This window comes from Arthrobacter pascens (assembly GCF_030816475.1).
Taxonomy (GTDB): domain Bacteria; phylum Actinomycetota; class Actinomycetes; order Actinomycetales; family Micrococcaceae; genus Arthrobacter; species Arthrobacter pascens_B.
This window is the reverse complement of sequence record NZ_JAUSXF010000001.1, coordinates 1,919,648-1,938,747: the sequence shown is the minus strand read 5'-3', so window position 1 is coordinate 1,938,747 and position 19,100 is coordinate 1,919,648. Positions and strand designations below refer to the sequence as shown.

Below are 19,100 nucleotides of genomic sequence, written 5' to 3'. Positions count from 1 at the left end.
CCGGGCCGCAGGCACCGGCGTCGCGGTCAGCAGCCAGGCAGGGGCGGGCCGCGCCGCAAGGTATTCTGTTCAGGTGTTCGGACGTAAAAAGGAAGCGCCATCGGCGCAGGAATCAATAGACCAGCTGGCCGCTGAAGCCGCCGCCCGGCAGGATGCGGCAGCAGGTAAGGGCGCGCCCACACCCAAGCGCAAAGCGCAGGAGGCCGCCCGCAAGCGCCCGCTGGTGCCGGAGGACCGCAAGGCTTCCAAAGTGGCGGAACGTCAGGCCATCCAGGACCAGCGGCTGAAAATGCGCCAGGCCCTGGATACCGGCGACGAAAAGTTCCTGCCGCTCCGGGACAAGGGACCCCAGAAACGGTTCGCCCGCGACTACGTGGACGCCCGCTTCAGCCTTGGCGAGTACCTAATGTTCGGAGCACTCGTCTTTGTCATCATCTCGCTCCTGGTGCCTGCTTCCAGCGAACAGATGATCTACGTCCTGGGCGGCTTCTGGGTGATGTTCCTCGCCGTATTCGTGGATGTGTTCATCCTGTCCCGCCAACTCCGCAAGAGGCTGACGGAGAAGTTCGGCGAAGTTGAGCGCGGCACCGTCTGGTACGGCTCCATGCGGTCCCTGCAGTTCCGCAAGCTGAGGCTGCCCAAGCCTCTCGTCAAGCGCGGAGACTACCCCGCCTGACTGTTCCGTTGCTGAACCTCCACTGCGGTTCATGATTTCTGACAACAAAACCCCGGCGGTAGAACCGCCGGGGTTTTGTCTTCTGCCGGCTGTCAGCGCTGCCGGTCCTTCGCCAACTGCCGGTTGATCCCGGCTGCCCAGAACGGGCCTTCGTACAGGAACGCCGTGTAGCCCTGGACCAGCGTGGCTCCCGCATCCAGCCGTTCCTGCACATCCCGGGCGTTCTCCACGCCGCCAACGGACACCAGGGCGAGGGCATCCCCTGTGGCAGCCTTTAGCCGGCGGAGGACCTCGAGGGAGCGCTGCTTCAGCGGGGCACCTGACAAGCCGCCGGGGCCGCACTTTTCGATCGCTTCCGCCGGGGAGCTGAGCCCGGTCCGTCCAATGGTGGTATTGGTGGCGATGATGCCGTCCAGGTGAAGGTCCAGCGCCAGCCGTGCGACGTCGTCGATGTCCTCGTCACTGAGATCAGGGGCGATTTTGACGAGCAGGGGAACATGCCTCCCGGCGGACCTGTCTGCCTCCGCCCCCACCGCGGTCAGCAGCGGGCGGAGGGTCTGAACATCCTGGAGCAGGCGCAGTCCGGGGGTATTGGGCGAGCTCACGTTGACCACCAGGTAGTCGGCGGCAGGCGCAAGGCTCCGGGCACTGATGAGGTAATCAGCCACGGCGTCTTCGAGTTCAACCACCTTGCTCTTGCCGATATTCACGCCGATGACCGGACGCACACCGGGGTGCCGCCGCTGGAGGGCGGCACGGGCGGCCTTGAGCCTGGGCTCGACCGCTGCCGCACCGTCGTTGTTGAAGCCCATCCGGTTGATCACTGCGCGGTCCTGGACCAGCCTGAAGAGGCGCGGCTTCTCGTTCCCCGGCTGGCGCTGACCGGTGATGGTTCCCACTTCGACGTGCCCGAAGCCAAGTTCAGTGAGGGCCTCGATTCCGTGGCCTTCCTTATCAAAGCCCGCCGCCAGGCCGAAAGGGGACGGGAACGTCACGCCGAAGGCGGTGGTCTGCAGGGACGGGGCAGGCGCTGTGAATTTCTGCAGGATCCGGGTGGCTCGGGTGGCATGGGCAAGCCTGATTCCCGAGAATCCGATCTTGTGGGCGCGCTCGGCGTCCATCCATGAAAAGGCCAGCCTGAAGAATGTGGGATATACGCGCATGCCCCTAGTTTTCCGTCTTGAGCGGTACAGACCAAACCAGGGCGCAACAAGCCAGCCTGCGGGATCATACGCAGGTACAGATCGGCCGGACTAGCATGAACCCATGAAGTGGGAGCCGGACATCCTCGGCGAGGGGTTCGAGGCGTGCACGTTCCAGGCGTCGGGTGCGGACGGAGTGCAGCGCACTGCCACGCTGGTTCGCTTCCGGATGCCCGCGGAGGATCCCCTGCCAAGTGCCGGACGACGTCGTCGGACTGTCCTGTTCCTCCACGGCTGGAGCGATTACTTCTTCAACGTGGACCTGGCGAAGTTCTGGACGCGCAACGGCTACGAGTTCTACGCACTGGACATGCACAACCACGGCCGGAGCCTGCGCACGGACTCTCCTGGTGGCTACGTGGCGGACCTGGCTGACTACGACGCCGAGATCAGCAAGGCAATCGGCATCCTCGGAGCGGACCGCCGCCTCCCGAAGAGCGCGGACCTGGATGCTGCGGACAGCGCGTCACCGCCGGGCCAAGCACCTCTGCTCATTCTGATGGGCCATTCGACCGGCGGTCTCGTGGCGGCCCTGTGGGCGGGCAGGCATGCCGGCGTCGCCTCGCAGCTGGTACTGAACAGTCCCTGGCTGGAAATGCATGGCAGTGCGCTGGTGCGGCGGGCAGCATCCAAGATGGTGGGTCCCGTGGCACGCTTCCGCCCTGAGGCAGTTATCCGCCTTCCCGAGCGGGGTTTCTACTGGCGGACTATCAGCAGCTCGGCAGAAGGCGAGTGGGCCCTTGACGACCGCTTCAGGCCGCCCATGGCTTTCCCGCTGCGTGCAGGATGGCTGAGCGCGGTGCTGTCCGGCCAGGCGAAAGTGGCACGCGGGCTGGGCATCGAGATCCCCATCCTGGTCCTGCTGTCGCGGGGCAGCGCGAACGGCCCGTTCTGGTCAGAAGAAATGCGCCGGACAGACGCTGTCCTTGACGTCAACACCATCGCGCTCCGGGCCCTGACCCTGGGCCGTACGGTGACAGTGGAAAGGATCGACGGCGCGTTGCACGACGTCTTCCTCTCACCGTCGAAAGTGCGCGCCGACGCCTATGCCAGGCTGACCCGGTGGCTGCGCGGCTACGCAGACCCGGGGGCCTGGGACGACGGCGCGGCATCCACCGCACCGCCGTAGCGCCGGTCCCGCCGGGCATAGATTTCCACTGCATTCCACAGCGTCCGGCGGTCCACATCGGGCCAGAGCGTGTCCATGAAGACAAACTCGGCGTAGGCAGACTGCCAGAGCAGGAAGTTGGACAGCCGCTGTTCCCCCGAGCTGCGCAGGAAGAGGTCCACATCCGGCAGGTCCGGCTCGTCCAGGTACTTCTGGATGGTCTTTTCGGTGATGGCCCCGGGCCTGAGCCTGCCCGCAGCAACCTCCGCGGCGATGGCAGAGACGGCGTCGGTGATTTCCGCGCGGCCTCCGTAATTAACACACATGGTCAACGTGCAGGTGCTGTTGCCGGCCGTGAACTCCTCAGCATCCTCCAGCTCCCGGATCACGGAGCCCCACAGCCTGGGCCGCCGGCCGGACCACCGTACGCGCACGCCCCATTCATCAAGCTGGTTCCGCTGCCGGCGCAGCACGTCCTTGTTAAATCCCATCAGGAAGCGGACCTCTTCAGGTGACCGCCGCCAGTTCTCTGTGGAAAAGGCGTAAACGCTGACGTACTCGATCCCGAGCTCAATGGCCCCTGCCATGACATCCAGCAGCGCGGGCTCGCCGGCCTTGTGACCCTCAATCCTTGGCAGCCCGCGCTGGTTGGCCCAGCGTCCGTTGCCGTCCATCACGATGGCGACGTGCCGGGGAATGAATTCGGCGGGGATGACAGGTGCCACCGCGCCGGACGGATGCGGATAAGGGGCCACCACAGGAGTGGTCCGCCTCGACGTGCTGTTCTTTTTTCCCAGGGCCACTGTCAGTTACGCTCCACATGTTTGAGTGATTTCAGGACACGCTCCAGGTGCCATTGCAAGTAAGCCGCGACCAGCCCGGCAGCTTCCCGCTGATGCACCGCCAAGGATGCGTCCGCCGTCGGCCAGTCCCCCGTCAGCAGCGCACCGAGCAGAATCACAGTCCCGGCAGCAGGGGCGGGCGAACCCGGCGGACGGCAGTCACCGCAGACGATACCTCCGAGCGGCGCCGAGAAAGCTGTATGCGGGCCGGGCCTGCTGCACCGCGCACAGTCAGTGAAGCTTGGCGCCCAGCCGCCGGTGGCCAGGGCACGCAGGAGATAAGAATCGAGGATCAGGCCAGGCGTGTGTTCGTCCCGGCTCAGGGATGCCAGTGCACCCACTAGGAGGTTGTATTGGGCGGTACCGGCTTCGCCGTCAACGTCGGTGAGTTTTTCGGCGGTCTCCGTCATCGCCGCCGCCACGGTGTACCGGCCGTAGTCGGCGGCAATGTTGCCGCCGTAGGCGCCCTTGGCGACAGCCTGCGTGACGATGTCCAGGGTCCTTCCGGACACCAGCTGAAGGTCAGCGACCATAAACGGCTCCAGCCGCGCGCCAAACCGGCTGGTGGTCCGCCGGACGCCCTTGGCGACAGCCCGGACCTGCCCGTGGTGCTTGGTCAACAGCGTGATGATGCGGTCTGCCTCGCCCAGTTTGTGGGTGCGGAGCACGACGGCGTCATCCCGGTATGCGCGGGCGGAAAATGATGGTTGGACCACGGTTAATCTTCGCACTGCCTTCGGGAAAGGTGATCATCCGTCCGGACGGGCGTTGCGCGCCGGGAAGCCCGGCGCGCAACATCCCGCATCAGCCGCGGGAATCCCGGATGGCCCGGTTGACCGCAGAGATCACGGCCTTGAGGGATGACATGCTGGTGTTCGCGTCGATGCCGATGCCCCACAGGACCCGCTCCCCTACCGCGCACTCCACGTAGGCTGCGGCCAGGGCGTTACCACCCTCGGAGAGGGCGTGTTCGCTATAGTCCAGGACCCTGACATCCACGCCGTCCTCCCTCAGGATGCTCAGCAATGCGGCAATGGGTCCGTTTCCAGTGCCCGTGCGGAGGACCTGCACCCCGTCAACGGCGAGTGAGGCATGCAGCGTCATGCCGCCGTCTTCATCCGTTTCGGTCTTGACAGCGCCCAGCGAATAGCGCCCCCACTGCCCGTCAGTTTTGCCGGACGGCAGGTACTCGTCCTGGAAGATCTGCCAGAGCTGCGCGCCGCTGACCTCGCCGCCTACGGTGTCCGTACGGCGCTGGATGACGCCGGAGAATTCAATCTGGGCCCGGCGCGGCAGGTCCAGGCCGTGTTCGTTCTTGAGCAGGTAGGCCACACCGCCCTTGCCGGACTGGGAGTTGACCCGGATAACGGCCTCGTAGCTGCGGCCCAGGTCCTTGGGATCCACGGGCAGGTACGGGACCTCCCACGTGAAGTCGGCAACGTCCTTGCCGGCTGCCGCCGCATCCCGCTCCAGCGCCTCGAAGCCCTTCTTGATGGCGTCCTGGTGGGAGCCGGAGAAGGCGGTGAAAACGAGGTCGCCGCCGTACGGGGACCGCTCGGCAACGGGCAGTTGGTTGCAGTACTCAACGGTGCGGCGGATTTCATCGATGTCGGAGAAATCGATCATGGGGTCGATTCCTTGGACGAACAGGTTCAGGCCCAGGGTGACCAGGTCCACATTGCCAGTGCGCTCGCCATTGCCGAAGAGGCAGCCTTCGATACGGTCGGCGCCTGCCATGTAGCCCAGCTCTGCGGCCGCGACGCCGGTGCCGCGGTCATTGTGCGGGTGCAGCGACAGGATGATCCCCTCGCGCGGGTGCAGGTGGCGGCTCATCCATTCAATGGAGTCGGCGTAGACGTTCGGTGTGGCCATTTCCACCGTGGCCGGCAGGTTGATGATGACCTGACTGTCGGCAGAGGCCTCGAAGACATCAGCGACGGCGTTGCACACGCGTGCGGCGTATTCGAGTTCCGTGCCCGTGAAGGACTCCGGCGAGTATTCATACGTGACATGCGTGTCCACGAGGGTTTCCTCGTACTTCTTGCACAGCCGCGCGCCCTGGAGGGCGATGTCCAGGATCCCGTCCTCGTCCTGGTTGAACACCACCCGGCGCTGCAGGACCGAGGTGGAGTTGTACAGGTGGACGATGGCCTGCTTGGCGCCGACCAGGGACTCATAGGTCCGCTCAATGAGGTGTTCCCGGGCCTGCGTCAGGACCTGGATGGTGACATCGTCCGGAATGTGGTTGCCCTCGATGAGCTGGCGGACGAAGTCGAAGTCGGTCTGTGAGGCCGAGGGGAAGCCGACCTCGATTTCCTTGTAGCCCATGCGCACCAACAGGTCGAACATCTTCATCTTGCGTGCGGGGCTCATGGGATCGATCAGTGCCTGGTTGCCGTCCCGCAGGTCCACAGCGCACCAGCGAGGGGCCCGGGTGATGATCTTGTCCGGCCAGGTCCGGTCCGGCAGTTCAACAGTGATGAGGTCCTGGAACGGGCGGTAACGGTGGGCGGGCATTCCTGAGGGCTTCTGTGCGTTTCGCATTACTTTCGGGGCCTTTTCTGTGGTTCTTCTCTGAAAGGGTGGCCGGGCAACACAAACTCCGCAGCGAGGGTGGCCTTGCGCTAGATCGCGTCTGAGGCCTCGCCGCGGCAGCTAAGGAGAAGGAACTCTGCGCGCACCATTTGAGAGTAACACGGGTGCGTAAGATGAAAGAGCACTACCGTCCCTAACGTCCATCATGCAGACGCCGCAGCGGTGCAAGCGCCGGCCGCGGCCTTCATCTCAAAGGAGCTTCCGTGCCCATCTCGGGGATCGACCTGTCCAACATTGATCACACCGTCCGGCCGCAGGATGACCTGTACCAGCACGTCAACGGGGCATGGCTCAAGGCCACCGAGATACCGGACGACCGGCCGCTTGAAGGAACGTTTACCGCCCTCCGCGACGGCGCCGAGATAGCGGTCCGGGACATCATCGAGGAAGCCGCGGGCAAGGGCGCCGCGGCCAGCGGGATAGAACGAAAGGTCGGGGACCTCTACAACAGCTTCATGGATGAAGCCGCCGTCGAAGATAAGGGTATGGAGCCGATCAGGGAACGGCTGGCAGAGGTCTTTGCCACGAAATCCGTTGGCGACCTGGTGTCCCTGGCCGGCCGCCTGTTCCGTGCGGACGTGGGCGGCCTCTTCTACATCTACCCGGCGCCGGACGCCGGGAACCCGGACCGGATCCTCCTCTACACCGGCCAGGGCGGGCTGGGATTGCCTGACGAGTCGTACTACCGGGAAGAGAAATTTGCCCCGATGGTCACGGCTTACGGCAACCACGTGCGGACCATGTTCACCCTCGCCGGCCTGGAGGACGCGGAGGCCGCGGCCGGCCGGGTGGTCGCCCTTGAGACCGGCCTGGCATCCCACCACTGGGACAACGTGACCCTGCGGGATCCGCAGAAGACCTACAACCTCAGGACGGCGGACGAAGCCCTTTCGCTGTTCCCGTTGCTGGGGACCTGGTTCGAGGCCGCCGGCATCGACGAGGACAAGCGCCGGGAAATCGTAGTCAGCACTCCTGATTTCTTCAGCGGGGCCGCCGGACTGCTTGAATCGGAACCGCTGGGGATCTGGCAGGAATGGCTGGCCATGAGGGTTATCAGCGCCGCGGCCCCTTACCTTTCCTCCGCGTTCGTGGACGCCAATTTTGCGTTCTACGGCACCACCATCAGCGGCACGCCCCGAAACAAGGACCGCTGGAAGCGTGGCGTGGGCGTCGTCGAAGCCGCCCTGGGAGAAGCCGTGGGACAGATCTACGTTTCCCGGCACTTCCCGGAATCCCATAAGGCGCGTATGAAGACCCTGGTGGACAACCTCATTGAGGCGTACCGCCGGAGCATCACCGGCCTCGAATGGATGGGTGAGGAGACGAAGGCCGAGGCGCTCCGTAAGCTGGAGTCGTTCCGCGGCAAGATCGGCTACCCGGACAAGTGGATCGACTACTCAGCGGTGGAAATCGACCCCGCCGACCTGTTGGGGAACGTTGAGCGGGCCCACAATGCCGACGTCGACCGCCACCTCGACGAGGTGGGCAAGCCTGTGGACCTGGACAAGTGGCTGATGACGCCGCAGACAGTGAACGCCTACTACCACCCGATGCTGAACGAGATCGTTTTCCCGGCCGCAATCCTGCAGCCGCCCTTCTTCACCGCGGACGCGGACGACGCCGTCAACTACGGCGGAATCGGAGCCGTCATCGGCCACGAGATCGGCCACGGGTTTGACGACCAGGGCTCACAGTTCGACGGCGGCGGGGCCCTCCGGAACTGGTGGACCGAGGAGGACCGGAAGGCGTTTGAGGAGCTGACCGCGAAGCTTGTCGCCCAGTTCGACGTGCTTTCCCCATACGCGGCACCGGGACATTACGTCAACGGCAAGCTGACGCTGGGCGAGAACATCGGTGACCTTGGCGGACTGACCATCGCATACAAGGCCTACCTGATCAGCCTGGACGGCAAGGAGCCTGAGGTCCTGGACGGGCTCACCGGGCAGCAGCGCTTCTTCGCGTCCTGGGCGGCAGGCTGGCGCCAGGTGATCCGGACGGAGGAGGCAATCCGCCGGCTGGCCACCGATCCGCACTCCCCCAATGAATTCAGGACAAATGCCATCGCCAAGAACTTGGACGCGTTCCATGAGGCCTTTGGCGTGACCGAACAGGACGGGATGTGGATGCCCCGGGAGGAGCGCGTCAGCATCTGGTAACGGAACCGGCCGGGTCAACGAGATGTTCCATATATTGATCAACAATTACCTCTTCTCAAATGTTTGAAATATTGAACAAACGTGAATTGCACCGGTATGATCAATATATGGAACATTCTTCGGAGACGCCGTTCTATCGTGCCGTCGATGCCGCATCGCTGGGCCGGTCGATTTCGGACGCCCGCAAAGAGGCCAGCATGACCCAGCAGCAACTGGCTGAAAGGCTGGGCGTGACACGGGGCACGATCGTCAGGCTGGAACACGGCGAGCCGGTGTCCACGGTAGTTGCCATGAAAGCCATCCGGGCAGTAGGCCGCGACGTCGCGCTGGTACCCCGGTTCGCCAAACTTCAGGTCAAGCAGTGAAACGCCAAAGCCTTGACGTGTTCCTGCATGGGCGCCACATCGGGGTGCTGTCGGGGACTTCCCTGCGCCTGTCCTTCCAGTACGACGCCGAAATCGTCGCCGAATACGGCGTCTCCTCCATCCTGCTGTCTTTGGCCCTGCCGGTGGCGCGGAGAAAGATTGCCGACACCGCGGTGCTCAACTACTTCGATGGCTTGCTTCCGGAAGGACAGGTCCGTTCCCATCTTGCGTCCCAGAACGGGCTTGCCACTCCTGACGCCATCGGTCTGCTCCGGGTGCTCGGCGGCGATTGCGCCGGCGCAGTCCAGGTGTTGCCGGAAGGAATGTCACCCGACGGTCGGGGGAAAGCAATCCCCATGACCGATGAGGAAGTCGCGAAGGTTGTCGAAGCGCTGCCCACCTGGGACCTGCCTGACGATTTCGCGATCACCGCCTCCCTGGGCGGGATCCAGTCCAAGGTCCTGCTGAACCGGTCCGGCGACCGTTGGATGTGGCCGGGCCGTGGAGCCGTGTCCACCCACATCATCAAGCCCGAACCCCTGGATTCCCCCATCCCCCATCTCCTTCCTGCGGAAGACTGGGCCCTGAAGGTCGCCGCAGCGGCCGGGCTGCGGGCTGCGGAAGCCCGGCTTGAAACCTTCGGCGCGCGTCAGGCGATCGTCGTGACCCGCTATGATCGGACGGCCGAAGGCGGCCGGCTGCACCAGGAGGACTTCACCCAGGCGCTGGGACTGGGCAGTGAGGCCAAATACGAGGGCACGACGGCCCCGCCGTCCAGGCTGACCAGGCTGGTATCCACCGCGGCGCCGCATACCCGCGACGACGACGGATTCCGCCGTGACCTGCTCCGGGCCGTCACGTTCAACCTCGTCATCGGAAACGGCGACGCGCACTCGAAGAACTACTCGCTGCTCATCCGTGACGGAGGCGAGGTGCTGCTCGCGCCGCTGTACGACGCGGCTCCGACGCTACTGCTATACGCGCCAAGCAAAAACGCCGGTCATGCAATCGGCGGGCAGGCGGGGTTGAACCACCTGACGCTGGAGCATGTGATCAAGGAAGCCGCAGCCTGGGGCCTGGACCCGGACGATGCGAGGGCCACCGCTGCTGCCGTCCTGGAGGCCGTGGCCGGTGCAGCCACAGCAACACCGGCGCAGGACGTCATCTCGTTCCTGAACCAGCTGGTTCCCGCACGCGCCGAAGACCTCCTGAACGGCCGGACGGCCCGCCGCGCGCTTGACAATCAGGCCTCCGCACGGACCTGACGGTACTGGCCTGACGGTACCGACACCGGATTCCGGGAGATCTGCCCTTTAGCCGTGCACGATCAGCGCGGGATTGGCCTGCTGGCAGACAGTGTCCCCGGCCGTCTGGTTGACGATGTCGCTCGGCAGTGCGGCGGCTCCATAGGTGGTGCCCTTGGAAAAGTCCTCTCCAATGTAGACCTGGACCCCATGGAAGGCAGGCGCCGGAAGCACCTGGGCGGCCGGGATTCCCAGCATTGCCGCCACATCCGCGCCAACATCGGCGAATTGAGTTCCGTAGTACACCACGGACTGCGCAATAGGTTTGGCCTCCAGCTGGCTCAGCTGGGTAAAGCCACCCGCCTTCAACACTTCGGCGATCTCCTGGGAACGTCCCGCCACACCCGATCCGTTGGCAACGGAGATGGGCTGCGCTGCCTTGTCATAGGGTGCCACCGCGGGCGTTGTCTCAGTCGGGGCGGGAGCTGGAGACGACGTCGTACCGTCAGTCGGCGACGGCGTCGGCGTCGGCGTCGGCGCAGTGGGATCGGTCAGGTCCACGTCCTTGCGCAGCGCCGAGAACAACTGCGAGCCGGCCGGTTCAGCGATCTGCAGGCGGTTGAGGTCTGCCGCCGGAGTGGTGGGGACGGCGACGAACGCCACCTTGCTGATGTCGATATTCTTCAGCCGGTTCCCGATGGTGAGGAGCGAGGGAACGGACGCCAGGCCATCATCGACCGTGAGGTTCTGGGTGACCACATCGGCGATCTTCAGCATCTTTGCGGGATCCGACAGCGTCCCGTCGTCCTTGATCTTGCGGGTGAGCGAGGAGAGGAATCCCTGCTGGCCCTTGATGCGGCCCAGGTCCCCGCCGTCGGCGAATGCGTGCCGTGTCCGCAGGAAGGCCAGCGCCATTTCGCCTTGAACCGAGGATGTGCCCTTGGGCAACCGGAGGCGGGAATCGGGGTCGTATACGGCGTCGCTGATGCACACATCCACGCCGCCCACGGCATTGGAGAGCTCCTTGACGGCGTTGAAGTCCGCCATCATGAAGTGGTCCACCTGGAGTCCGGTGAGCTTGTTGACGGTGTCCACGGCGCAGCCGATGCCGGCCTGTGCCATAGCCTCATTGATCATGACCCCGCTGCGGGCAGGAAACACCTGCTTGGTTTTCGGGTCCTTGCACTCGGGGATGTCAACCAGCAGGTCGCGCGGGAAGCTGATGACGTTGACGCGCTTGTTGTCCGCCGAAATGTCCATCAGCATCATCACATCGGATTGCCCGTAGCCGCTCGAGTCCGCTGCGGTGCCATATTCGGAGTTCTTGCCGTCGCGCGTGTCCGAGCCAAGGATGAGGATCTGCATCCTGTCGGTGGAGTCGTTCACAGCGTCCTCGGTGCTGCCGCTGCCGGCGCTGAGCGGCGAGGTGGAGATGTTCGACTGCAGCCGGAAGTACCAGAAGCCGGCAAAGGCGAGGGCTCCGACCACCAGGATGGAGACCACGGCGGTGGTCACCTTCACCCATTGCGGCATCCCGCGCTGTAATCCAAGATGGCGGGCGGAGCCCACGGCGGCATCTTCCGCGTGACGGGAAACTGGTCCTGGTCCCGCTGACAGGTCAGCTCCGTACTCGCGTTTATCGCGGCCTCGCACCACTGGGTGTACCTTCCTTTAAAATCTGAATCCGACTATTTTAGTCGTCCACGCTGGGAAAATGCCGGGCGGCGGACCCGGGGCCGCGGTGCGGCGGCGTCAGAAGCCGAGTTTGACCAGTTGCTTGGGGTCCCGCTGCCAGTCCTTGGCCACCTTCACATGGAGGTCAAGATAGATGCGCGTGCCCAGGAGCGCTTCGATGCCCTTCCGGGCATTTGTTCCCACTTCCCGCAGTCGGCTGCCTCCCTTGCCAATGATGATGGCCTTCTGGGAAGGGCGCTCCACATAGAGGTTAACCCGCACATCCAGAAGCTGGTTGTCTTCGGCGCGGCCTTCGCGGGCTACGATTTCATCCACCACCACTGCCAGGGAGTGCGGGAGTTCGTCCCGGACCCCTTCCAGCGCGGCCTCCCGGATCAGCTCGGCAACCATAACGGCCTCGGGCTCGTCGGTCAGTTCACCGTCCGGGTACAGCGGCGGCGACGGCGGCATGTGGCTGATCAGGACATCGGCCAGAGTGCCCACCTGGAAGCCGTCCGTTGCCGATACCGGGACGATATCCTTCCAGCCGTCCTCCCCCAGCACTTCACGGCCAAGGGCCGCGACCGCAAGGAGCTGCTCTGTCAGTACCTGACGGTCCACGAGGTCAGCCTTCGTGACAATCGCGATGAGCGGCGTTCGTCCAATGGCAGCCAGTTGAGCGGCGATGTACTTGTCCCCGGGACCGATCTTTTCGTTGGCTGGCAGGCAGAAACCGATAGCGTCAACTTCGGCCAATGTGTCAGCCACAAGGTCGTTAAGGCGTTTGCCCAGCAGGGTACGCGGGCGGTGCAGGCCTGGAGTATCGACCAGGATCAGCTGAGCGTCCTCGCGGTGGACGATTCCGCGGATGGTATGACGGGTGGTCTGCGGCTTGGCGGACGTGATGGCCACCTTCTTACCCACCAGGGCATTGGTGAGGGTGGATTTGCCGGCGTTGGGGCGACCCACAAGGACCGAGAAGCCCGCACGGAAGCCGCCAAAATCCTCTTTGGCCGAATCCTGATTGACGTGGGGCTTATTTTTCTTGCTCACGAGGAACTCCCTGCTGGGTTGTGTTGGCCTCATCGAGGAGGTCTTCAAGGTCAGTGTCTACTTTTGGCGGGTGCGCCGCAATGATGTGGCTGACGCGGTTACGGCGGCCCTCAAGCCGCTCAGCCCGCAGCGAGACACCGTCCACCACCACGGTGCTGCCCACAATGGGGACGCGGCCAAGTGCCTTGGCCATCAGCCCGCCGACCGTGTCCACCTCGTCGTCGTCGAGCTCAATATCGAACAGCTGCCCGAGGTCGTCGATGCTCATCCGCGCACTCACACGGAATGATCCGTCCCCGAGTTCCACCGCCTCGGCACTCTCGGTGTCGTATTCATCGACGATCTCGCCAACGATCTCTTCAATGAGGTCCTCCAGCGTGACCAGTCCCGCGGTGCCGCCATATTCGTCGATGACGATGGCCACGTGCGTCGATTCCTTCTGCAGCTCCTTCAACAAGTCACTGACCGGCTTGGATTCCGGAACGTAGCGGACTTCACGGGCAATGGACTCGACCAGCGGCGGGGCTTCATCGGGGCCCAGTTCGTGCAGGGCCGCGGCGACGTCCTTGAGATACACGATCCCGAGGATCTGGTCCGTGCTGTCCCCGATCACGGGGATCCGTGAATATCCGGACCGCAGGAAAAGGGACATGGCCCGCCTGAGGCTCGAACCGGCGTCGATACTGACGATGTCCGTCCTGGGGACCATGACGGCGCGCACCAGGGTGTCACCGAAATCAAAAACGGACTGGATCATTTCGGCCTCAGTGTCCTCGATGACGTCCGATTCACTGGCCCTGTCAACGAGCTCACGGAATTCCTGCTCGCTGACGAAGGCCTCGTCCCCGCCGGGAGCCCCAGGCGCAGCAGCACTCCCCAGCGCCACCAGCCAGCCCGGGATCGGCCCGAGAACGCGGGTCAGGAACCCGATCAGCGGCGCGGTGAACCGCACGACCTCCGCGGAATGGAGCCTGCCGAGCTGGCGCGGGGAAACTCCCACGATCACGAACCCGAGCAGGGCCATGATGCCGGTGGCAGCCAGGCCGGCGAGCCATACGTTGGCCAGCAGGCTGTGGAGGAGGACGGCCACTGCCACCGCTGATGCCATCTCGAACCAGATGCGCCAGAATCTTAGCGCCCGGATGTGTGCCACCGGCTCCGCAAGGATGCTTTTCAAGGAATTTCCACGGCTGGTCAGAAGCGCCTCTTCGGCGTCGTGCCGGGGAAGGAACGTAAACGCTGCCTCCGCAGCTGTCAGGAGCGCTGCAATGCTGAGGAACGCCAGCGCCATCACGACCAGGAGCAGGGGCGTCACTGGGTGGTCTCGGCGGGTGCTTCTTTGCCGGTGAAGCCGGACAGCAGTTCACGCTGCAGGCCGAACATTTCGGCCTTTTCCTCGGGCTCGGCATGGTCATAGCCCAGGAGATGGAGTATGCCATGGGTGGTCAGGAGCAGCATCTCATCCTGCAGGGAATGGCCGGCATTCCTGGCCTGGACCTGGGCGACCTGCGGGCACACGGCGATGTCGCCCAACATCCCCTGTGGAGTTGGACGGTCCGGGGTACCGGGAGTCAGTTCATCCATCGGTACGGACAGGACGTCGGTGGAGCCGGGCTCGTCCATGAGCTCGATGTGGAGCTTCTCCATGGCGGGCTCGTCCACGAGGAGAATGGACAGCTCCGCCTGGGGGTGGATGTAAAGCTGTTCAAAAACATACCTGGACAGCGCCACAAGCTCCGATTCGTCAACCTGGATTCCGGACTCGTTGTTGACCTCGATGCTCACGCGTGCTCCGCCCGTTTTTCGCGGGCAACGGAATGCTTGACCCTGTTCCGCTGAACGTCGTCCCAGAGGCTGTATGCGCGGACGATGTCGCCGACCAGGCGGTGCCGGACCACATCAGTGGAATCCAGGAAGGTGAAGTTTACGTCTTCGATTCCCTGCAGGATCTCCTCCACAATACGCAGGCCGGATCTCGTGCCGAACGGAAGGTCAACCTGGGTGACGTCTCCGGTGACCACCATTTTGGAACCGAAGCCCAGCCGGGTCAGGAACATCTTCATCTGCTCGGGCGTCGTGTTCTGCGCCTCGTCCAGGATGATGAAGGCGTCGTTGAGGGTCCGTCCGCGCATGTAGGCGAGAGGCGCTACCTCAATGGTTCCGGCGGCCATCAGGCGCGGGATCGATTCGGGGTCCATCATGTCATGCAGGGCATCGTAGAGCGGACGCAGGTACGGATCGATCTTGTCGCTCAACGTGCCCGGCAGGAAACCGAGCCGCTCCCCGGCTTCGACGGCGGGCCGGGTCAGGATGATGCGGCTGACTTCCTTCTGCTGCAGGGCCTGGACTGCCTTGGCCATGGCCAAGTAGGTCTTGCCGGTTCCGGCAGGTCCGATCCCGAAGATCACCGTGTTGTCGTCGATCGCGTCAACATAGTTTTTCTGGTTGAGGGTCTTGGGCCGGATGGTTTTGCCGCGGCTGGAGAGGATGTCATGGGTTAGCACATCCACGGGGTTCTGCAACGACTGGCTGCGGAGCAAAGCCACAAGCTGCTGCAGGACCGCCGGGCTGATCACGGTGCCGCGGGCCACGAGACCGCGCACTTCATGGAGCAACCGCATGATCCTGGGGACATCGGTGGCGGGTCCGCTAATGGAAAGTTCGTTGCCGCGGACATGGAAGTTGACGGCGGGGAACTGCTCCTCGATGAAACGCAATGCCTCATCATGGCTGCCGAGCGATTGGACCATCTGATCGGAGTTGTCAAAGAGAACCACCTCCGTCCGGATACCGGGAAGGGTATGGGGGAATTCTCCTGCGGCGCGCTCTCCGGTATTCAGCCGGCGCTTTCCGTTCGCTGATTCAGTCATGGTGCTGGCCCGCAGGCCTGGGGTCCCCTTCAGTTCAAATAAGCAGCGCGGCTGGCGCTGCTGGTGGCACTGCTGGTGACACCGGAGCGGCGCGGCAGTTGCCGAGCCCGCCGATGGTCACCGGATTCATACCATCTTACGCCAGCACGCTGCCCTCCGGCGGCCCAGCGGAAGCCCCTTATGGACGTCGGAACGCAAGATCCACGGGCGCCAGGCATCGACGGAAAAGGCTTCCGCCGGAGTGGTTCCCGTCTTTAGGTATCAACTTCATATCGGCCTCATATCGTTCCCGTTGCAGTTGGGCGGGAACGCCGGATCGGGACCGGTAGGCCCGCAGCCTTATGCCATGCTGGAAAGCCAGCACCACGCTGGAGAACCAGGCCGTCCGGGGACCGGCCCATCACACTGCAGGAAGGACAGGGCCATCACAGTGCCGGGAAGAGCAACGCCCCTCGCCAGGGGACGTGCCTGGGGACGCATCCGTTCCAAAGGCCTCCTTGGCCTCCTGCCTGTGGTCCTGGTCCTCTCCGGCTGCATCGCGGACCCGGGACCCGGGCCGACAGTGGCCTTGAGCACGGCCGAGGCCAGCGGCTCCCCCGCGGCGCCGTCGACGAGCACCCCGCTGGAGACGACCCAGGCAACCAACAAGGCCCCCGTCTACTGGATCGGCCGCAGCAACGGCAACGTATTCCTGTACCGGGAATTCAGGGACGTTCCGGACCAGGAAAATCCGGTCACCCGTGCGCTGCACGCCATGATGTCAGACAAGCCCCTTGATCCGGACTTCTTCACCCCCTGGCAGAACCCGAAGAAACTGGCCACCTCAATCTCGGGTAAAAACGTCATCACAGTGGATGTCTCGGCGGATGCCTTCAACAGCAATCTCGATGGCGACATGGCCACCCGCGCGATCCAGCAGCTGGTGTATACGGCCACCGCAGCGGCTGCCAGTTCAGGGCTCATCGATTCCGGTCAGCAGATACAGGTGACGGTACTGGTTGACGGCCATACGGATTACCTCGCCTTCGGCCGGATAAGGCTCGGGACTCCGATGTCCCGTGTTGCGGGCATGGTCGCGCCGGTATGGATCATCGACCCGCAGGAAGGTGTGGAAGTTCCCGGCGGCAGCGTCAAGATCACCGGCCGCAGCACCGTTGCAGGCGGCAAGCTGCACTGGCAGATCCTGCAGGCGGAAGCCAACGGAGATAAGAAGCCGTTCCTGACCGGCGAAACCACCGCCGCGGCCGACGCCGCGCAGTCAGGCCTGTTCACCCTGAACCTGACCCTCACGTCCGGCAACTACGAGCTGCGCGTGTCCCAGGAGGACACGTCCGGAAACCAGCAGGAGCTTAACGTGGACACACGGGGCTTCAGAGTCCGCTAGCGGCGTTAGCCGGAAGGATTCGTCCAGCGGCCCAGCACGTCGCTCGCCAGCACTACTGCCGCCGGGCCGGCCGTGGAAGACCGCAGGACGTGGTGGCCCAGGAGCGCGGTCACGGCCCCCGCGCCGCAGAGCCTGGTGACTTCCCGCGGGCTGATGCCGCCTTCGGGCCCCACGATGAGCAGGACTTCACGGGGACCTTTGCCATGATCGGAAAGCTGCCAGGATTCCAGGACCGAACGCAGCGGCCGCACAGCGTCCTCGTGGAGGATGACGGCAAGGCCGGCGGCCGCCACGGCAACGGCCAGCCCGGGGGTATCGACGGCGGCGCGTACTTCCGGGATCCAGGCCCGGCGCGCCTGTTTGGCTGCAGCCGTGACCACCGACTGCCACTTCGCGTGCGCCTTTGCGGCGCGCTCACCCTTCCAGCGCACGATGGACCGCTCGGACTGCCACGGTATGACCGCGTCGATGCCCAGTTCCGTGGCTGTTTCCGCTGCCAATTCATCGCGGTCGCCCTTGGCCAGTGCCTGGACGAGCACCAGCCGGATGTCCGGCCGTGCCTCCTCGTCCAGTGCGGCGCATTCAACTGTGAGTTCGGCAGGCGACGACGCCACAACGGTCCCGGTCAGCCTCTTTCCGGCGCCGTCCGCGATATCAACGGATTCACCGGGGCCGAGGCGCTTCACGGTCACAGCGTGCCGGGCTTCCGGCCCGTCAAGCACAAACCGGCCGCCAGGGACCATGTGGTCCAGCGACCCTGCGGTGCTAAAGAAGACCGGATTGCTCACCGCTACAGGTTACCGAACCGGTCCCGAATTTTGGCGAACATGCCGCCGCTGGCAGCAAGCTTTCCCTCGGTGAACTGTTCGCCGCGCAGCTTCGCCAGTTGCCGCAGGAGGTCCTCCTGGGCTGAATCCAGCTTGGACGGCGTCTCAACCTGGAGATGGACTTTCAGGTCGCCACGGCCGTAGCCGCGCAGGTGCGTCACGCCCAGGCCCCGCAGTGTGATGATCTCGCCGGACTGGGTCCCCGACTTGACGTCGATTTCCTGCATCCCGTCGAAGGTGTCCAGCGTCAGCTCTGTTCCCAGGGCGGCAGCCGTCATGGGAATGTTGAGGGTGGCGTGCAGATCGTCACCGTCACGGACGTAAGTGGCATCGTTGTTGACCCGGATCTCGACATAGAGGTCACCGGAGGGGCCTCCGGCCGGACCTGCTTCGCCCTGGCCGGAAAGCTGGATGCGGGTGCCCGTGGCTACCCCGGCGGGCACCTTGATGGTCAGGGAACGCCTGCTGCGGATCCGGCCCTGCCCGCTGCACTCGTTGCACGGGTCCTTGATGACTGTTCCGAAGCCTTCACAGGTACCGCACGGGGCCGCCGTCATGACCTGGCCCAGAATGGAACGGACCGCGCGCTGGACCTGGCCGCTTCCGCCGCAGATATCGCAACGCTCGGGGTGGGTCCCCTCGCGGCAGCATGATCCATTGCACGTGGGACAGGTAACGGCGGTGTCCACTTCGAGCTTTTTGTTGACGCCGAACACGGCATCCCGCAGCTCGATGCGGACGCTGATGAGCGCGTCCTGTCCACGCCGGACACGCGAAGCCGGACCGGCAGAGCCGCCCGCACCGAAGAAGGTGTCGAAAATGTCCTGGAAGGCGAAGCCCTGGCCGGAGTACCCTCCTCCGCCAAAGCCGTTATCCGTTCCGTTCTCATTGCCGGTGGTGTCATAGACCCGGCGCTTCTGCGGGTCGGAGAGCACCTCGTAGGCGTGGGTCACGGCCTTGAAGCGGTCCGACGCATCATCTCCGGGGTTAACGTCCGGGTGAAGGGTGCGGGCCAGCTTGCGGTAGGCCTTCTTGATCTCTTCTCCGGTGGCTTCCGGCGAGACGCCAAGGACGTCGTAGTGGCTGCTCAAAGTTCGTTTCTCT

At 64.4% G+C, this 19,100-nt stretch carries 17 protein-coding genes; 6 read left to right on the top strand and 11 right to left on the bottom strand.

What is annotated here, in order from left to right; genetic code table 11:
- Positions 1-73: 73 nt before the first annotated feature.
- Positions 74-676, top strand: coding sequence for a DUF3043 domain-containing protein (locus QFZ40_RS08885; protein WP_306903933.1), 603 nt, complete (start codon positions 74-76; stop codon positions 674-676).
- Positions 677-768: 92 nt separating this feature from the next.
- On the opposite strand, the gene QFZ40_RS08880 is transcribed toward QFZ40_RS08885, so the two are convergent.
- Positions 769-1,839: a quinone-dependent dihydroorotate dehydrogenase gene (locus QFZ40_RS08880; protein WP_306903932.1), complete on the bottom strand. Its 1,071-nt coding sequence runs from the start codon at positions 1,837-1,839 to the stop codon at positions 769-771.
- Between the two features lie 103 nt (positions 1,840-1,942).
- Here QFZ40_RS08880 and QFZ40_RS08875 point away from each other — a divergent pair, with 103 nt between their 5' ends.
- Positions 1,943-3,007, top strand: a complete 1,065-nt coding sequence (locus tag QFZ40_RS08875) for an alpha/beta hydrolase (protein WP_306903931.1) — start codon at positions 1,943-1,945, stop codon at positions 3,005-3,007.
- Here the strand turns inward: QFZ40_RS08875 and QFZ40_RS08870 are convergent.
- The 3 genes from QFZ40_RS08870 to leuA form a co-directional block, all read right to left on the bottom strand.
- Complete coding sequence (locus QFZ40_RS08870; protein ID WP_306903930.1) at positions 2,953-3,789, bottom strand: isoprenyl transferase; 837 nt, start codon at positions 3,787-3,789, stop codon at positions 2,953-2,955. The genes QFZ40_RS08875 and QFZ40_RS08870 overlap by 55 nt on opposite strands.
- Positions 3,790-3,791: 2 nt before the next feature.
- A complete protein-coding gene (recO, locus tag QFZ40_RS08865) occupies positions 3,792-4,544 on the bottom strand; it encodes a DNA repair protein RecO (protein ID WP_306903929.1) in 753 nt (250 codons plus the stop codon).
- An 88-nt stretch (positions 4,545-4,632) separates the two neighbouring features.
- Positions 4,633-6,372, bottom strand: a complete 1,740-nt coding sequence (leuA, locus tag QFZ40_RS08860; RefSeq protein WP_306903928.1) for a 2-isopropylmalate synthase — start codon at positions 6,370-6,372, stop codon at positions 4,633-4,635.
- A 254-nt stretch (positions 6,373-6,626) separates the two neighbouring features.
- Here leuA and QFZ40_RS08855 point away from each other — a divergent pair, with 254 nt between their 5' ends.
- From QFZ40_RS08855 to QFZ40_RS08845, 3 genes are all read left to right on the top strand, one after another.
- Positions 6,627-8,579, top strand: a complete 1,953-nt coding sequence (locus tag QFZ40_RS08855) for a M13 family metallopeptidase (protein ID WP_306903927.1) — start codon at positions 6,627-6,629, stop codon at positions 8,577-8,579.
- A gap of 107 nt (positions 8,580-8,686) precedes the next feature.
- Positions 8,687-8,944, top strand: coding sequence for a helix-turn-helix transcriptional regulator (locus tag QFZ40_RS08850; protein WP_306903926.1), 258 nt, complete (start codon positions 8,687-8,689; stop codon positions 8,942-8,944).
- Positions 8,941-10,209, top strand: coding sequence for a type II toxin-antitoxin system HipA family toxin (locus QFZ40_RS08845; protein WP_306903924.1), 1,269 nt, complete (start codon positions 8,941-8,943; stop codon positions 10,207-10,209). Before QFZ40_RS08850 ends, QFZ40_RS08845 begins: the two co-directional genes overlap by 4 nt.
- Before the next feature lie 48 nt (positions 10,210-10,257).
- On the opposite strand, the gene QFZ40_RS08840 is transcribed toward QFZ40_RS08845, so the two are convergent.
- The 5 genes from QFZ40_RS08840 to QFZ40_RS08820 form a co-directional block, all read right to left on the bottom strand.
- Positions 10,258-11,721 carry an LCP family protein gene (locus QFZ40_RS08840; protein ID WP_306906879.1) on the bottom strand — a complete coding sequence of 488 codons (1,464 nt, stop codon included), beginning with the start codon at positions 11,719-11,721 and terminating at the stop codon, positions 10,258-10,260.
- A 219-nt stretch (positions 11,722-11,940) separates the two neighbouring features.
- Complete coding sequence (gene era, locus QFZ40_RS08835) at positions 11,941-12,948, bottom strand: GTPase Era (protein ID WP_373427416.1); 1,008 nt, start codon at positions 12,946-12,948, stop codon at positions 11,941-11,943.
- Positions 12,899-14,230: a hemolysin family protein gene (locus QFZ40_RS08830; protein ID WP_306903919.1), complete on the bottom strand. Its 1,332-nt coding sequence runs from the start codon at positions 14,228-14,230 to the stop codon at positions 12,899-12,901. Before QFZ40_RS08830 ends, era begins: the two co-directional genes overlap by 50 nt.
- Positions 14,227-14,700 (bottom strand): rRNA maturation RNase YbeY, encoded by a 474-nt coding sequence (gene ybeY / locus QFZ40_RS08825; protein ID WP_306903918.1) that lies wholly within the window; start codon positions 14,698-14,700, stop codon positions 14,227-14,229. The genes QFZ40_RS08830 and ybeY overlap by 4 nt, the downstream gene beginning before the upstream one ends.
- Complete coding sequence (locus QFZ40_RS08820; protein ID WP_306903916.1) at positions 14,697-15,785, bottom strand: PhoH family protein; 1,089 nt, start codon at positions 15,783-15,785, stop codon at positions 14,697-14,699. The genes ybeY and QFZ40_RS08820 overlap by 4 nt, the downstream gene beginning before the upstream one ends.
- 430 nt (positions 15,786-16,215) lie before the next feature.
- Between QFZ40_RS08820 and QFZ40_RS08815 the strand changes: the two genes are divergently transcribed.
- Positions 16,216-17,169 carry a GerMN domain-containing protein gene (locus tag QFZ40_RS08815; RefSeq protein ID WP_306903914.1) on the top strand — a complete coding sequence of 318 codons (954 nt, stop codon included), beginning with the start codon at positions 16,216-16,218 and terminating at the stop codon, positions 17,167-17,169.
- Between the two features lie 5 nt (positions 17,170-17,174).
- On the opposite strand, the gene QFZ40_RS08810 is transcribed toward QFZ40_RS08815, so the two are convergent.
- Together QFZ40_RS08810 and dnaJ are read right to left on the bottom strand one after the other, a co-directional pair.
- A complete protein-coding gene (locus QFZ40_RS08810) occupies positions 17,175-17,957 on the bottom strand; it encodes a 16S rRNA (uracil(1498)-N(3))-methyltransferase (protein ID WP_306903913.1) in 783 nt (260 codons plus the stop codon).
- Between the two features lie 2 nt (positions 17,958-17,959).
- On the bottom strand, positions 17,960-19,087 hold the full coding sequence (dnaJ, locus tag QFZ40_RS08805; RefSeq protein ID WP_306903912.1) for a molecular chaperone DnaJ: 1,128 nt from the start codon (positions 19,085-19,087) through the stop codon (positions 17,960-17,962).
- Between the last annotated feature and the right edge of the window lie 13 nt (positions 19,088-19,100).

Coding starts and splice junctions, on each gene's coding strand:
- QFZ40_RS08880 (WP_306903932.1), bottom strand. CDS start 1,839: ATGCGCGTATATCCCACATTCTTCAGGCTGGCCTTTTCATGGATGGAC.
- QFZ40_RS08875 (WP_306903931.1), top strand. CDS start 1,943: ATGAAGTGGGAGCCGGACATCCTCGGCGAGGGGTTCGAGGCGTGCACG.
- leuA (WP_306903928.1), bottom strand. CDS start 6,372: ATGCGAAACGCACAGAAGCCCTCAGGAATGCCCGCCCACCGTTACCGC.
- QFZ40_RS08850 (WP_306903926.1), top strand. CDS start 8,687: ATGGAACATTCTTCGGAGACGCCGTTCTATCGTGCCGTCGATGCCGCA.
- QFZ40_RS08840 (WP_306906879.1), bottom strand. CDS start 11,721: ATGCCGCAATGGGTGAAGGTGACCACCGCCGTGGTCTCCATCCTGGTG.
- era (WP_373427416.1), bottom strand. CDS start 12,948: ATGAGGCCAACACAACCCAGCAGGGAGTTCCTCGTGAGCAAGAAAAAT.
- QFZ40_RS08820 (WP_306903916.1), bottom strand. CDS start 15,785: ATGACTGAATCAGCGAACGGAAAGCGCCGGCTGAATACCGGAGAGCGC.